Here is a 13,596-nt window from a genome sequence, read left to right as displayed (position 1 = left end):
AAAGAATAATGGTCTCTTATAGGAGGTAACGAAGGAAATGAGAAAGCGGTTTGAAGGAAATTGAATTTTTTTTCGGGGTTTATTAAAGAAGAAGGTCCATGCCGTTTAGCATGGACCTTTCGTGTCTCGCTATTGATGATTACTATGCGGAATATCGCATTTGTTCTGAATGAACCGGATCTGATTCTCGAGGCGGTTAATCTCTTCCTGCTGCTCGGCAGTGGAAGCGGACCCGTTCCTTAACGAGTCAAGCTGCGCGATAAGATTCGGCAAGTCGGAAGAAGCATTTGCGCAATCATAGCTGCTGTTCAAATCTGAAGTCATGGTAAAGTCACTCTCCCTCTGTATTGTGAGTACGTTTGTCCGCCATTTAGTATGATCCGGATAGGCAATTATGATGCGAACTTGTGACAAAATTAGCATATTTTATTCTCGACATACATACCTGTATAGAAAGCATTTGCATGACTAATAGGAGGCGGTATCGTTTGGCACAGGAGTATGCCTATATGGCCGTATGGCTTCTGGGCTTGTTTGGCATCGTGGGTACGGTAATCGCTTGTGTGGCAAGGTTTGTCGTTAAAGATTCCTTATCTTATGATCAAACTCATGTATGGCGCAGAAAACTGCCTCCCGAAACGAAGAAAAAATGATCATCGATATGAGGTAAAGAAAAAATCGGCTGTCCGCGATCGCGGCAGCCGATTTTCCGGTTTTAGAAGGTTGGCAGATTGTCGAGATTATTGTCCTTGCGGCCGTCCGCGTTAGAACGAAGATGCTCTTCGTGGTCGCGGCCTTTAAAGACGTTTAATCCGGCAATTTCATTATTTTTAACCATCGATTGCGCGGTTTTATAATCGACGACCCGGCCGGATGTTAATTGCAGCTCAACAATATCGCCGTCCCCGTTCTTGCGTACGGCAACTACTTCTTCTTGTGTGTGATCCATATTATCATCCTCCGATGATAGTATGGATCACTGAGGCTGAATAAATGCATGAAGCTAATTTCATATTTCATATAGGCATCCGAGGGTTACAATCTTTTGACCGGAAACAGGCAGCCTGCATAAGCTATACCTAGAGCGGATGTCTGCAGCGCCAGTAGCGCGGTGGATATCTGCTTGTTAGGTTTTAATTTCGTAAACGGCAAGCTGCTCCACGAAACGCATTTTTCCCGTATGGCCGACGAACTCTTCCATATTGTCGTTATAGTGCATCAGCCACATCTTCTCCTGGATGTCCTCGGGCAGCGTGAGCAGCTCGTCCAGACTCGCATGAACAACTCCCGGGGAGATAAGCTGACAGTCATGGAAAATCGTTGTTACCCCGCTTGCGTTCAACTCCATCAGGAGTCCGCCGTCAAACTTCATATCCGCGGAATAGAAAAAGGTCTCGTTAAAGAGGAAGGAATAGCTGAGCTTGCCTGCGATATGATCTGTCCGGATCAGCTTCACGCGAATTCCGGGATGGATCTCGTACGACTCGCCTTCCTTGATTGGACGAACATCAAAGAAATCGGACAGCTCATTAAGAGGATCCTGCGTCAAGCCTCCGCGAAGCGTCTGCTCCCATAATGGCTCTACCAGCGTATCGGCAATATACAGGACAGGCTTTTTGCCGTAACGGAACATCATCTGGAACGCGTATTCCTCCAGCCCGCCGACATGGTCGGCATGCATATGGCTGATCAGCACCGCATCGAGATCGTCAAACGAGTAGCCGGCATCGTGAAGCGACCGGGGCAGCGTGATGCCGCAGTCCACGAGCAGCTTGAAGCCGTCAACTTCCATCAAAGCATTATTGTTCGAATATTTTTTCGCGAAAGCACCGCCGGTGCCTAACATTTGGATCTGCATGCTAAGATCGCCTCCCATTTCATGGTTGTCTCCACTTTATCAAATAACGCAAGATGTTGACAAACAACAGATGCATAATGCTCTCCGCCTACATATAATGCAGAAGCAAAAAGGCGGGAGGATTGAACGAAGATGAGTGCAGCAGCGGCAAAGGGCAAAGGCAAAGTTGTGAAGAAGAAAAAGTCGTCCAGTGACAGGAAGCAGTATTACTACAAGCTTGTGTTGTCCGACACTTGCGCGGTGTGCAAAACGCCATGCGAGCGTGGGATGCGCTATTGGAAGCGAATGCAGGAGCCCGGAGCGGTAGGGAAGGGCGTACCTTGCATCTTGACCCGCACTTACAGCTAACCGCGGGCAATACGTAAGTATTTCCTGGGCAAGCGCATGTTTCAACAGCTTTTGACAGGTTCTGCCTTGAACGATCAGGCTTAAAAACTTTTATTGCCGGGCGCAACTTTGGGCCAAAACCCGAGTATAACCAAACATCCAGACAAACCGGATGGAGGGAGGGTTAACAGCAATGAAAGTCGGATTTAAAAAAGTAGCTATTCTGCTCGCTATTTTGTCGGTATTCGGAGGCACGCTCATTTTCGCCGATTCAGCATCCCAGAAAGTACGCGTCATTGTAAACGGCAGTGAGCTGGATGACGGCGGCATTATTGTGGACGGCAAAACCTACTTGCCTCTTCGCCAGATGGTAAACAGCCTAAATGCGCTTGTTGACTGGGATAATCAGAGCAAGAAAGCGACAATTAACAAGCCTAATGTCCATATGATTCTGTTCCAGGATAAAGTCATTTTTGGCAATGTGGACAAAGGCAACAAATATACGTTTAATGTCTTCTCCCAAATCGACAATCTTAAGACAGACATCTCTGCTGTAAAAGTGTCGATTACGGACCCATACGGCACCGAGAAGGTTATTCAATCCCAGAATGTAAGCATCACAAAGGATAATTTCTGGTACCGGACGGAGGATATCAAATATAACTTTGAGTACGCAGGCAAATACGCGGTACGGTTCTATTTGAAAACATCGCCTTCGGATGACTGGACGGTTGTATCGGAGAAGCTCATCACATCCCAGTAAATAAGGCTTGAAAAAAGGACGCTCCGGACTACGGCAGGGCGTCTTTTGTTTGACCGGCGATACTTCGCATGGTACGATACGTAAGTATGTATAAATAACTGAAATGGGGTAATTCCATGAGCGAGCATCAACATCAGCACGGCGAAGACTGCGGCTGCGGACAAGATCATGAACATGATGAGCATGTGTTCATCGTGACAGACGACGAAGGCCAAGAGCGTGAAATGGTCATGGTCTATACATTTGAATCGGAGAACAACGTATATGCGGTATTGCTGGATCGCAACGATCCGGAGGCTGACGGCGTTATCTTCCGTATTGAAGAAGAGAACGACGAAGCGTTTCTCGTTGGTATCGAAGACGATGCAGAGTGGGATCGCGTAACGGCGATCTACGAAGAAATCGCGCGCACCGAGAACGAGAACAAAGAAGGTTAATGACCTAAAACACCCGTCTAATCCAAGCGGCTGCTTCAGCCCGGATAGACGGGTGTTTTTTTGTATGTCATTTACGCGGATTATAATAAATCGTGCGGCCGTTAAACATCGTAAGCTCGGCAAGCAGCTGTTTGGCTAAATACTTGCAAAGCTCGTTAGCTTTGGCTTTGTCGCCATGGGTGGACCCGTCGGGAAGGACGACTTGAATCGTGGAAGGGCCCTCATCTCCATTGCCAAACACGATATATTTGTATCCGGGATTGGTGCCTTGCAAGTAAAACCATCGGTCATCCTGCTTCGATTCGAACGTATACGGAAAAGCCGCTTTTGCATAATCCCAATCTAGCTGCGTTCCGGTTAAAGCGGTCTGTTCCCGGTAATGGATTAGCTTTTCCTTCAGTTCTTCCAGCGGAAGTTCACTAACGGCAGATCCTTGAACAAGCTTAATAAATGCGCTTTGACTCATTCGTCCCACCCCCACCTCATCATAGCATGGCTCTCTAAGGGTTTACAATAAGTGGAATCATGCAAAAAGCCAACAGCATCGCCTTATAGCTCTGCTGTTGGCTTTTCGTTTAGAAGATCGCGTTCTCTTCCACAATAACTTTAACGAACTTAATGCTGCGGTCCTCCGGCCCTTTGACAGGCAAGCCAACCTCAACATGATCCACGATATAGTCGATGTTCTTCTGCGAAATAACTTCACCCGGCAGCAAAATCGGAATCCCTGGCGGATACACGTAAATAAATTCGGCGATAATCCGTCCGGCTGACTCCTTGAACGGTACAATTTCCGTCTCGCCATAGAAAGCGTCGCGCGGCGTCAGGGACAACTGCGGGATATCCGGAATTTTTACGACAAGCTCGCGGGCTTCCGCGCCTTCATGGTACGTCTCCGACAAGCCGCGGAGCGCATGCAGCAATTTATCGACCGACTCGGAGGTATCTCCAGGCGTCACGAGGCAAAGAATGTTATACATATCGCTCATCTCGATCTCTACGTTGTAGTGATCGCGGAGCCAGTTCTCAACCTCGTAGCCGGTTACGCCAAGATGGCGGACATGCACCGTAACCTTGGTTGGATCATAATCGTACGTCGCTTCATCGCCGAGAATATCTTCGCCGAAGCAATAAAGGCCAGGGATCTGATTTATCTGTTCACGGGCATATTGGGCAAGTTCAATCGCACGCTCCGCAATTTCATGGCCGTTAATGGCCAGATTGCGGCGGGAAGTGTCCAAGGATGCGAGCAAAATATAGGATGTCGAAGTTGTCGTCAGCATACTCAGGATTGTCTGTATGCGGAACGGGTTGATCCGACCTTTGCGAACGTTCAAAACCGAGCTTTGCGTCATGGAGCCGCCAAGCTTATGTACGCTTGTAGCTGCCATATCGGCACCGGCCTGCATAGCGGACATCGGAAGCTTCTCATGGAAATGGATAAGTACGCCATGGGCTTCGTCAACAAGAACCGGAATGTCGTAGCTGTGAACAAGATCCACGATTTCCTTCAGGTTCGCGCAAATGCCGAAGTAAGTCGGGTTAATAACCAGAACGGCCTTGGCATCCGGATGACGGTCCAGCGCGCGTTTCACCGAGCGGGTCGTAATGCCGTGGTCGATCCCGAGATTCGAATCGCGTGCGGGCGAGATAAATACCGGACGCGCGCCGGCGAAAATAATAGCGGCCATTACCGACTTGTGAATGTTGCGCGGTACGATAATTTTGTCGCCCGGGCTGCAGACGGTCAGAATCATCGTAATAATCGCGCCGCTGGTGCCTTGAACGGAGAAATACGTGTAATCTGCGCCAAACGCATCTGCAGCAAGTTTTTGCGCTTCTTCAATAACGCCGGTTGGCTGATGCAAGTCATCAAGCGGAGCTATATTTATAAGATCGATCGACAAGGCGTTGTCGCCGATAAATTCGCGAAACTCAGTATCGCTGCCGAGACCTTTCTTATGCCCCGGAATATGAAATTGTACCGGATCGTTCTCCGCATGGCGGCGGAGTGCGCTGAAGAGCGGGGTTTTGTTATGATCCATCGCTTTCGTCCCTGCCTTTCGACTGTCGTCTAATGTCTAATGTACAAACAAAGTTGAGTATAGCAAAAACAAGTCGGAATGCAAGCAACAATTTTAATGATGGAGACAGGCATTCCGAAGCTGGACAAGTATTGTTCTCCATTTGTTCATAACTATGGCCAGCTTGATATGATACGATAAGGGATGGGGTGAAGACAAAATGCGAGATAAACGACTTCTAATAGTAATGGCTATTCTAATGACCACCTTCATCGGGTTCGGGATTATTATTCCTGTTATGCCTGAAATGATTAAAGCCGTCAGCCCGGGTAACGCCGAGCATCATACGGGTTTAATGCTTGCGCTCTACTCAGCCGTATCGTTCATACTCTCTCCATATTGGGGAGGCTTATCCGACCGGATTGGCCGAAGGCCGATTATTATCATTGGCGTGACCGGTTTTGCAATCAGTTTCTTCTTGTTTGGCTTATCTTCCGACAATTTAACCATGATGTATCTTTCCCGTATTCTCGGGGGCTTGTTCTCCGGAGCGGTCACTTCTGTTATTGTCGCTTACGTAGCGGATATTACACCGCCAGAGCAGCGTACAAAAGGAATGGGGCTTGTCGGAATGTCGATTGGCTTCGGCTTTACGATCGGTCCTGGCGTAGGCGGTCTGCTCAGTCAGGTTTCGCTCGAAGCGCCTTTTTACGCGGCTTCGGTCATGGCGTTAATTACTTTGTTTTTCGCAATAACCAAGCTGAAGGAATCGCTGCCGCCCGAGAAGCGGAGAGCCGCGGGCGAGAAGCGGGAATCCCGCTGGTCGGCCTTTACCGGGCCGCTTAAGTTTCTGTACGTTCTTGCGTTCTTCGTTACGTTTACGCTCGCCGGCATGGAAGCAACGCTGCAGTTCTTCGGCATTCAGCGTTTTGACGTAACCCCGGTGCAGGTCGGGATGCTGTTCTTCGTATGCGGCTTCGTTGGCGCGCTTGTGCAAGGCGGTGTCGTTCGGCGGAGAATCAAGCGGGGGCAGGAGCCTCAATATATCGCGCTTGGCTTGATTATTTCGGCGGTTGGCTTCTTCCTCCTGCTTGCTGCCCATTCCTTGTGGTGGGCTACGATGTCGCTTGCCGTATTTGGCATTGGCAACTCGCTGATCAGACCGTGCGTAACCTCGTTAATTACCCAGAAGACGCAGGTGGGACAAGGCGTTGCCTCCGGCCTCAGCTCTTCGATGGACAGCTTGGGACGTATTCTTGGACCGCTTGTTGGTTCGTTCTTGTTTACGCTCGATTTGCGCCTGCCATACGTTTCCGGCGGCATTCTGTGTCTCTTGGCGTTGATCCTGCTTGTACAGTTCCGCAGAATGGACAGCACGGCGGGTTCAACTGCAGCACAGGAATAAGGACTGGCGTAAAGCCGGCTTCTCATGAATATATGAGAGGCCGGCTTTTTTTTGTTTTTCCAGAGAATGGCATGTACCAGACCCGCATATAAATGAGGTAGAGCAAAAAGAGGTGAAAGGAAGAATGGGGATACTGTCATGGCGCAGGTGGGCGGCTATCATATTGGGAAGCCTGCTGATATCGGTCGGGATTAATTTTTTTCTGGTACCATTGATGATTTTGGACGGGGGGCTTATAGGGATCGCCCTCATTGTCAATTATCTGTTTCATATTCAAGTAGGGCTGACCATGCTGCTATGCAGTATCCCGATTTTTGCCCTGGTCTGGTTTCAAAACCGGAGTATGATCTACCAGAGCCTGAACGGCCTGCTGTTATCCAGCTATGTCATCGATTTGCTTAGCCCCTACCGGTTCCACTTTCTTTATTACATTGAATGGACTCCGTTTACGCGGGCGGTGCTTGGCGGCTTTTGCATTGGGACAGGCCTCGGAATCATGCTCAGGAACGGTACTTCTACAGGAGGGACGGATCTTCTGGCTCATTTCTTGTCCCGGTATATGCCGTTAAACGTTGGGGTTATTATTTTTTTAACGGATTTTATTATTATCGGAACTGGAGCCATTCTGCTGCCGGAAGATACGTTTCTGTTATCTCTCATAACGGTTGCGGCAGGAGGGGTGGCGACAAGTCTATGCACGTGGAATTTACCGCATAATCACCAATTCAAGCATCATTAAAAAGCCGAAAGCATCGCGGGAAGCCCCTCTCTTGCAAGAGGGGGATTCCTGCCATGCCTTCGGCTTATTTGCTTCGTACGCTTACGGGGCTAATCCCTTCATAATAAAAGCGATAGTCGCTTCCCGCTCCTGCTCGTCATTCCAGCTGCTGCCTTCCCGTTTGCCGTAAATCATTCGTATTGCGGCATATCCAAGGAGGGAGGAGACTGTAAGTCTAATGATTGTATAAGGCGACCAGTTCACAAGGGTGCCTTCTTCCTGGAACCTGCGGATATTCGGCGTGACCTTCTCGAACACCTTGGCGAGAATCAGCTTCTCGAACTGCTCCTGCAGCTCCGGATGAAACGGAATTTCCTGGATAAAAATTTTCAATACATTTAAATGCTTTTCAAGAAATGCCAGCCTGTTCTCGAGAATCGCGCGAAGCATCTGGTCGTAGCTGTCGTATTTGCCGTCCAGCACTTTATAGAACTCCCTCATCACAAAAGGCGCGACCAGCTTAGCCATCACCGGTGCCACGATGGAGACAAGCAGTTCTTTTTTGGTTTTGTAATGCCGGAAAATCGTACCTTCCGCCACACCCGCACGTTGTGCGATCTCGCTCGTGGATGATCCGGCAAAGCCTTTCTCCGCGAATATTTCGGAGGCAGCCTTGACGATTTTCAGCTGCTTATCGGTCATCGATTTCTCATCGCCAAGCTTATTCAGCTCATTCAGCCATTCCTCAATCGGCTCGCTCATGCCAGACACTCCCTTTTTGACCATTCCCGTCATTATAGCAGAAATAGAAGGACGCCTACATCCGGCGGTGCTTCTTCAATGCCGCAACGTTGAGAAGGGCGAATAGGATCGACAAGCCGGCCAGCACGTAAATATCAAGCTGGATATCGGCAATGCCTTCCCCCCGGATCATAATCCCTCGCATGGCATCCGCCCCGTAGTACAGCGGCATCATGTAGCTGAGCTTCTGCAGGACCGGATTCATGGCATCCAGGTTAAATAAACCGGAGAAGAATGCCTGAGGCACAATGATGATCGGAATGAACTGAATGATTTGAAATTCGCTGCTCGCGAACGAGGATAGCAAGGTTCCAAGCGTTAATGCGGTCAGAGACAACAGCAGATTAATCAGCAGCATATTGACGATATGGCCGGCCATCGCCATGCCAAGCACCTGAACGGAGAACCAGGCGATCAGGGAAGCCTGGAGCAGCGTGAAAATGCCAAAGCCCGCCAGATAACCCAGAACAATCTCCGACCTTCGGATTGGAGTCGCCAACAGCCTTTCCAGCGTTCCGCTCGTTCGTTCGCGAAGGAAGGATACTCCCGCGAGCAGGAAAACAAAGAAGAAAGAAAAGAAGCCGATGAGTACCGGGCCAAATGAATCAAAAGAGGCCATATCCGGTCCGCCGTACAGATAGTGAACCGTAGGAGCAAGCTCCTGAACATTGCTCTGCAGAGCTTTCTGCATGACTAGCTGCGTGCTGCGGCTTACCGATGGATCGCTGCCTTCCAGCGTAATATCCGGCTTGCCTTCTTTGATCTGAATGACGGCATCGAGCTTCCCGTTCTTCAAAGCCTCTTCCGCATCGCTAACAGAATCAAAAACGGTAATGCTGGCATTCTGCTCTTCGAGCTTCTCGGCAAACGTGCTAGCCGGACCTGTCAATCCGATCTCTGGCGATACGGTTCTGCCGTCGAATACAAGCTTTGTTAAGCTGAGAATGAGAAGAGGGGCGAGGAATAACAAAGCCAAAGTCCGTTTGTCGCGGACGAATTGGCGGATAATACGTACAACCAGCGCGCGTATTCTCATGCTTGTTCCTCCTTCCGGCTGCCAAGTGCGATAAACGCTTCTTCGATCGTATGGACTCCTGCTTGCTGGGTAATAGCTTCGGGAGTGTCCAGCGCAATTAATCTACCGTCGCGGATGAGTCCCAAGCGGTCGCATTTCTCGGCTTCGTCCATTACGTGAGTGGTGACGATAATCGTAACGCCTTGCTGCGTCAAGGCGCGCAGCTCATTCCAGATCGATTGACGGAGAACAGGATCGATGCCAACCGTAGGTTCGTCAAGCACTAGAAGCTGAGGTTCATGCAGCAGAGATATGGCAAGCGACAAGCGGCGTTTCATGCCGCCTGAATAAGCGTTTACCGTCTTATCCAGATGGTCGGTCAAATTCACCAGCGCGGAAGCGGACTGGATTCGGGTAGCGAGAGCTTTGCCGGACAACCCGTAGAGGGAGCCGTAAAAAGCCATATTCTCCTTACCGGTCAGCTCCTGATAGAGAGCATCGGACTGCGCCATATACCCGAAGGTCTGCAGCATCTTGAGCTGGGGCATCGGCTCGCCGAACAATTCAACCTGTCCGGCGTCGGCGAGGTCGATGCCGGTTATAAGCTTGATAAGCGTTGTTTTCCCGGAGCCTGACGGACCAAGAAGTCCAAACAGCTCCCCGCATGGAACGGTGAGCGTAATATCATCTAATACCTTTCGGTCCCCGAACTTTCTCACGATTCCGGAGACGGCAATAGCAGGCTTTTCCGCTGATTTCGTCAATAGAAACACCTCTTTGAGTGGAGTGAGTGAATACTCACTTTTAGTATAGAAGTCAGTTGTTCCGCTGTAAAGTGAGTACTTGCTCACTTTTGAATACTGGACCAAAGTCGTAGAAGCACTCCGACCCGGGGCGAGAGTAAAATACCGTCTGGAGACGTTTTTACATTATTTTCAATGCAGGTATGCTTAGAAATGTCAAAAACACATAAAAGAGAAATCCGAATAGGGAGAAGGAGTAGTTGTAATGAACAAGTTAACCGAATGGTCGTTCCGTAACAAGGCGGCCGTTATCCTGATCGTCGTTATGGCATTGACGGTTGGGGTCATCAGTTATTTGAAGCTGCCAATGGAGTTCCTGCCGGAAGCGGACAACCCGCAAGTCATGGTGACCGTAATCGGGCCTGGCATGGACGCCAAATCGATGGAGCAGCAAGTGACCAACCCGCTCGAAGAAGCGGTTATGTTCACGAAAGGCAAGACCGATATGTTCTCTACATCGGGGAACGGTTACGCCCAGGTTAACGTAAATTTCGATTCCAATACGAATATGAAGGAAGCGAAAGCCGAAATCGAGCGTTCGGTTGATCAGGTACAGCTTCCGCAAGGCGTTATGAAGCCTTTTGTAATCCAGTTTAATACATCAATGATTCCGATCTCCTGGATCGTTGTTACGTTTGACGAAGGTCTTAGCGAGCAGGAGAAGGACGCGAAGATCAAGCTGGTCAATACGGAATTGCAAAAGTCTGAGGGAGCGGGTCAGATCAGCGTTAACGGCAAGTCTACGCCATCGATCCACATAACTCCCGATACGGATAAGCTGGCGCAAAAGGGACTTCCAGTTCAATCCCTGCTCAGCGTGCTGCAAGGACGCGGCGTATCCGCTTCGATCGGCGAACGCAATGTAGACGGTGCTGCCGGCAACATTAATGTATATGACGAAGTAACAAGCATCGATACGCTTCGCAATCTTCCGGTTGCGCCTGGCGTGAAGCTGTCCGATGTCGCAAAGGTTGAGCAAGCGAAAGAGCAGGAAAGCATCAGCCGGATGAACGGCAAGGACGCGATTTTGTTCACGGTATCGAAGTCGGCTAACGCCAACGCCGTATCTACGGGCAAAAACGTTGAGAAGACGGTAGAACGTCTGAACAAGGATGTAAAAGGCGTTGACGCGGTGGTTCTGCTCAGCACGGCTGAATCCGTGACTCATTCGGTAAACAGCATGCTTCGCGAAGTACTGATGGGTGCATTGTTCGCAACGATAATCATTCTGCTCTTCATGCGTAATTTCCGCGCAACGCTGGTTACGATCGTATCCATCCCGTTGTCGCTTGGCATCACGCTGTACCTGCTCGACCTGTCCGGCGTAACCCTGAATATCATTACGCTTGGCGGTGTGGCCGTAGCGGTAGGACGCCTCGTGGACGACAGTATCGTCGTTATCGAGAACATTTACCGCAGGCTGCAAAAAGAGCCGTTCTCGGTTACCGTTATTACCGATGCAACAAAAGAAGTCGCAACGGCGATTACCTCGTCGACACTGGTTACCGTAGCGGTATTCCTGCCGATGGGTCTGCTCCGCGGCTCCCTGCAGGCCTTCCTGCTGCCGTTCGCGCTGACCGTAGCGTATTCGCTTTTGTCCTCGCTGCTGGTTGCCTTAACGGTTGTACCGCTGCTTAGCGCGATTCTGCTTCGCGGCACGAAGGAAAAGCCGCATAAAGGCTCGAAGAAATTCGCATCGTTTATCCGTTGGAATCTGCAGCACAAATGGGTCACGCTGCTTATCGCCTTAGTTCTGTTCTTAGGCTCTGTCGGCTCTTACGCGATGATGCCGAAGGGTGCGATTGACTCCTCCAGTGCGGAAAACCTGAACATTTCCCTGCAGTATCCGAGCGATACGCCTTCCGAAAAGGTTGAGCAGGGCGGTACGCAGCTGGAGAACTTCCTGAAGGATGACAAAAACGTTGAATGGGTTATTATGCAGCTTGGCAACAGCTCAGAAAATGCGCAATACGGTTCGGTATCCTCGCCGACGCTTGTTACGTATATGGTTGATCTGAAGAAAGGCGTAGACGCCGAAGTGTTTATGGATGAAGTGAAAAAACAAAAAACGAATTTCAGCGATGCCGAGCTGTCCGTAAATGCGACAGATCTGATGATGGGCGGAGGAGGTTCGCAAGTCTTCGTTGACGTCACGGGCGATGATCAGGAGAAGCTGACGCAAACAGCGGATCAACTGATTGCCGCAATCAAACCGATTAAAGGCGTGCTCAAAGTACAAAGCAATCAGGAAGAGAAAAAACCGGTCTATACGTTCCAAGTGGACCCGGAAAAAGCAAAAGGCCAGGAAGTTTCAATGCAGCTGCAGAGCATTCTTAATCCGGTACCGGTAGGCAGCGTCAAGGTAGACGGACGCGACACATCCGTGGTCGTGCAGCCGGTTGTTAATCCGGATACGGAAGCGGCTCTCAAGGATCTGACTATTGCGACGGAATCCGGCGTCGTTCCGGTGTCGAGCGTGGCGAAGCTGGTACGTACGGAAGAACCTAGCTTGTATTACCACAAAGAAGGCAAGGTTTATGTCCGGATTACGGCTGATGCGGATCCGCAGAAGCTCTCGATTATTGGTGCGGACATTCAGAAAGCCGCAGATAAGCTAAAACTACCAGATGGCGTCGAACTGAAGGTTGGCGGCGCATCGGCTGATCAGGCTAGCGATTTTGCGGATATTGGCATGACAGCGCTGATCTCGATCGGCATCGTGTACTTGATTATGGTGCTGACCTTCAAAACGTTGCGTGCTCCGCTCGCTATTATGTTCTCGCTGCCGCTTGCGGCGATTGGCGCAGTCGTAGGCCTCTTGATCTCCGGCGTTACGCCTGACTTTACCGCGATGTTTGGCGCGTTGATGCTGATCGGCATTGTAGTGACGAACGCGATTGTTCTAATCGACCGCGTGAAGCAAAACGAAGAAACCATGTCGATCCGAGATGCGCTTGTAGAAGCAGCAACAACACGGATGCGTCCGATTATCATGACGGCTGTTGCAACGATTTGCGCTATGCTGCCTCTCGTGTTCGGGGCAAGCGAATCGGGCAGTATCGTATCGCAGAGCCTGGCGATCGTCGTGATTGGCGGTCTGGCTGCGGCAACGCTTCTGACGCTGATCGTTGTTCCTTGCATGTACGAATTGCTGTTCTTCCGCGCTTCCCGCAAGCAGCGCCGTGCCAAAGCGCAGGCTGCTAAAGCAGCAACCGCGGTCTAACCCCAATCAAAAAAGCTGTGCGGAGTTCATTCCGCACAGCTTTTCTGTTCTTCCCCCAGCCTTTGTATTGTTTTTTCTGCATAATAGTTAGGTTAATTGCAGACGTAGCAATTCAAATGATTCTGGAGAAGCGTAGCGTTCGCTTTTGTGAGTGGATTCCAACCTTGTTCAATCTAATCGAAGGAATCCACGAGCAATGGCGATCGGAAGAACATTTCATGC

General features: G+C 50.1%; 15 protein-coding genes. 7 read left to right on the top strand and 8 right to left on the bottom strand.

The features are described from left to right. Window positions 1–129 precede the first annotated feature (129 nt). Window positions 130–324 carry a DUF2524 domain-containing protein gene (locus tag WFJ73_RS08590; RefSeq protein ID WP_336772635.1) on the bottom strand — a complete coding sequence of 65 codons (195 nt, stop codon included), beginning with the start codon at window positions 322–324 and terminating at the stop codon, window positions 130–132. Between the two features lie 164 nt (window positions 325–488). On the opposite strand from WFJ73_RS08590, the gene WFJ73_RS08585 reads away from it, so the two are divergent. Then, complete coding sequence (locus tag WFJ73_RS08585; protein WP_015845397.1) at window positions 489–653, top strand: hypothetical protein; 165 nt, start codon at window positions 489–491, stop codon at window positions 651–653. Between the two features lie 62 nt (window positions 654–715). On the opposite strand, the gene WFJ73_RS08580 is transcribed toward WFJ73_RS08585, so the two are convergent. After that, entirely contained in the window at window positions 716–949 is a 234-nt protein-coding gene (locus WFJ73_RS08580) for a DUF3892 domain-containing protein (protein WP_127493562.1), read from the bottom strand. A 177-nt stretch (window positions 950–1,126) separates the two neighbouring features. Beyond that, a complete protein-coding gene (locus tag WFJ73_RS08575) occupies window positions 1,127–1,858 on the bottom strand; it encodes an MBL fold metallo-hydrolase (RefSeq protein WP_336772634.1) in 732 nt (243 codons plus the stop codon). 132 nt (window positions 1,859–1,990) lie between these two features. Here WFJ73_RS08575 and WFJ73_RS08570 point away from each other — a divergent pair, with 132 nt between their 5' ends. The 3 genes from WFJ73_RS08570 (at window position 1,991) to WFJ73_RS08560 (ending at window position 3,385) form a co-directional block, all read left to right on the top strand. Then, entirely contained in the window at window positions 1,991–2,206 is a 216-nt protein-coding gene (locus tag WFJ73_RS08570; protein ID WP_015845394.1) for a hypothetical protein, read from the top strand. A 172-nt stretch (window positions 2,207–2,378) separates the two neighbouring features. Then, window positions 2,379–2,948 carry a stalk domain-containing protein gene (locus tag WFJ73_RS08565; protein ID WP_127493558.1) on the top strand — a complete coding sequence of 190 codons (570 nt, stop codon included), beginning with the start codon at window positions 2,379–2,381 and terminating at the stop codon, window positions 2,946–2,948. Window positions 2,949–3,064: 116 nt separating this feature from the next. Beyond that, a complete protein-coding gene (locus WFJ73_RS08560; RefSeq protein WP_015845392.1) occupies window positions 3,065–3,385 on the top strand; it encodes a DUF1292 domain-containing protein in 321 nt (106 codons plus the stop codon). A 67-nt stretch (window positions 3,386–3,452) separates the two neighbouring features. On the opposite strand, the gene WFJ73_RS08555 is transcribed toward WFJ73_RS08560, so the two are convergent. Beyond that, window positions 3,453–3,851 carry a DUF1885 family protein gene (locus WFJ73_RS08555; protein WP_248757726.1) on the bottom strand — a complete coding sequence of 133 codons (399 nt, stop codon included), beginning with the start codon at window positions 3,849–3,851 and terminating at the stop codon, window positions 3,453–3,455. Between the two features lie 109 nt (window positions 3,852–3,960). Beyond that, a complete protein-coding gene (locus WFJ73_RS08550; protein WP_336772633.1) occupies window positions 3,961–5,430 on the bottom strand; it encodes an aminotransferase class I/II-fold pyridoxal phosphate-dependent enzyme in 1,470 nt (489 codons plus the stop codon). 199 nt (window positions 5,431–5,629) lie between these two features. On the opposite strand from WFJ73_RS08550, the gene WFJ73_RS08545 reads away from it, so the two are divergent. Next, on the top strand, window positions 5,630–6,814 hold the full coding sequence (locus WFJ73_RS08545; RefSeq protein ID WP_336772632.1) for an MFS transporter: 1,185 nt from the start codon (window positions 5,630–5,632) through the stop codon (window positions 6,812–6,814). A 124-nt stretch (window positions 6,815–6,938) separates the two neighbouring features. Further along, window positions 6,939–7,553 (top strand): YitT family protein, encoded by a 615-nt coding sequence (locus tag WFJ73_RS08540; protein WP_336772631.1) that lies wholly within the window; start codon window positions 6,939–6,941, stop codon window positions 7,551–7,553. 81 nt (window positions 7,554–7,634) lie between these two features. Here the strand turns inward: WFJ73_RS08540 and WFJ73_RS08535 are convergent, their stop codons facing one another. Genes WFJ73_RS08535 through WFJ73_RS08525 form a run of 3 tightly spaced genes read right to left on the bottom strand, consistent with a single transcriptional unit; the run spans window position 7,635 to window position 10,112 of the window. Then, window positions 7,635–8,294 carry a TetR/AcrR family transcriptional regulator gene (locus WFJ73_RS08535; RefSeq protein ID WP_336772630.1) on the bottom strand — a complete coding sequence of 220 codons (660 nt, stop codon included), beginning with the start codon at window positions 8,292–8,294 and terminating at the stop codon, window positions 7,635–7,637. 55 nt (window positions 8,295–8,349) lie between these two features. Continuing rightward, window positions 8,350–9,369, bottom strand: coding sequence for an ABC transporter permease (locus WFJ73_RS08530; RefSeq protein ID WP_336772629.1), 1,020 nt, complete (start codon window positions 9,367–9,369; stop codon window positions 8,350–8,352). Then, window positions 9,366–10,112 carry an ABC transporter ATP-binding protein gene (locus tag WFJ73_RS08525; protein WP_336772628.1) on the bottom strand — a complete coding sequence of 249 codons (747 nt, stop codon included), beginning with the start codon at window positions 10,110–10,112 and terminating at the stop codon, window positions 9,366–9,368. The genes WFJ73_RS08530 and WFJ73_RS08525 overlap by 4 nt, the downstream gene beginning before the upstream one ends. 244 nt (window positions 10,113–10,356) lie before the next feature. Here WFJ73_RS08525 and WFJ73_RS08520 point away from each other — a divergent pair, with 244 nt between their 5' ends. Further along, window positions 10,357–13,374 (top strand): efflux RND transporter permease subunit, encoded by a 3,018-nt coding sequence (locus WFJ73_RS08520; RefSeq protein WP_336772627.1) that lies wholly within the window; start codon window positions 10,357–10,359, stop codon window positions 13,372–13,374. The last annotated feature ends 222 nt before the right edge of the window (window positions 13,375–13,596 follow it).

It is taken from the genome of Paenibacillus sp. MMO-58 (genome assembly GCF_037146255.1).
Classification (GTDB): domain Bacteria; phylum Bacillota; class Bacilli; order Paenibacillales; family Paenibacillaceae; genus Pristimantibacillus.
This window is presented reverse-complemented; position numbering and strand designations above follow the sequence as displayed.

What these genes read in the sequence shown, in the direction of transcription:
- WFJ73_RS08540 (WP_336772631.1), top strand. Translation starts at nt 6,939, where the DNA reads ATGGGGATACTGTCATGGCGCAGGTGGGCGGCTATCATATTGGGAAGC.
- WFJ73_RS08590 (WP_336772635.1), bottom strand. Translation starts at nt 324, where the DNA reads ATGACTTCAGATTTGAACAGCAGCTATGATTGCGCAAATGCTTCTTCC.
- WFJ73_RS08565 (WP_127493558.1), top strand. Translation starts at nt 2,379, where the DNA reads ATGAAAGTCGGATTTAAAAAAGTAGCTATTCTGCTCGCTATTTTGTCG.
- WFJ73_RS08570 (WP_015845394.1), top strand. Translation starts at nt 1,991, where the DNA reads ATGAGTGCAGCAGCGGCAAAGGGCAAAGGCAAAGTTGTGAAGAAGAAA.
- WFJ73_RS08520 (WP_336772627.1), top strand. Translation starts at nt 10,357, where the DNA reads ATGAACAAGTTAACCGAATGGTCGTTCCGTAACAAGGCGGCCGTTATC.
- WFJ73_RS08555 (WP_248757726.1), bottom strand. Translation starts at nt 3,851, where the DNA reads ATGAGTCAAAGCGCATTTATTAAGCTTGTTCAAGGATCTGCCGTTAGT.
- WFJ73_RS08530 (WP_336772629.1), bottom strand. Translation starts at nt 9,369, where the DNA reads ATGAGAATACGCGCGCTGGTTGTACGTATTATCCGCCAATTCGTCCGC.
- WFJ73_RS08575 (WP_336772634.1), bottom strand. Translation starts at nt 1,858, where the DNA reads ATGCAGATCCAAATGTTAGGCACCGGCGGTGCTTTCGCGAAAAAATAT.
- WFJ73_RS08580 (WP_127493562.1), bottom strand. Translation starts at nt 949, where the DNA reads ATGGATCACACACAAGAAGAAGTAGTTGCCGTACGCAAGAACGGGGAC.
- WFJ73_RS08550 (WP_336772633.1), bottom strand. Translation starts at nt 5,430, where the DNA reads ATGGATCATAACAAAACCCCGCTCTTCAGCGCACTCCGCCGCCATGCG.
- WFJ73_RS08560 (WP_015845392.1), top strand. Translation starts at nt 3,065, where the DNA reads ATGAGCGAGCATCAACATCAGCACGGCGAAGACTGCGGCTGCGGACAA.
- WFJ73_RS08535 (WP_336772630.1), bottom strand. Translation starts at nt 8,294, where the DNA reads ATGAGCGAGCCGATTGAGGAATGGCTGAATGAGCTGAATAAGCTTGGC.
- WFJ73_RS08545 (WP_336772632.1), top strand. Translation starts at nt 5,630, where the DNA reads ATGCGAGATAAACGACTTCTAATAGTAATGGCTATTCTAATGACCACC.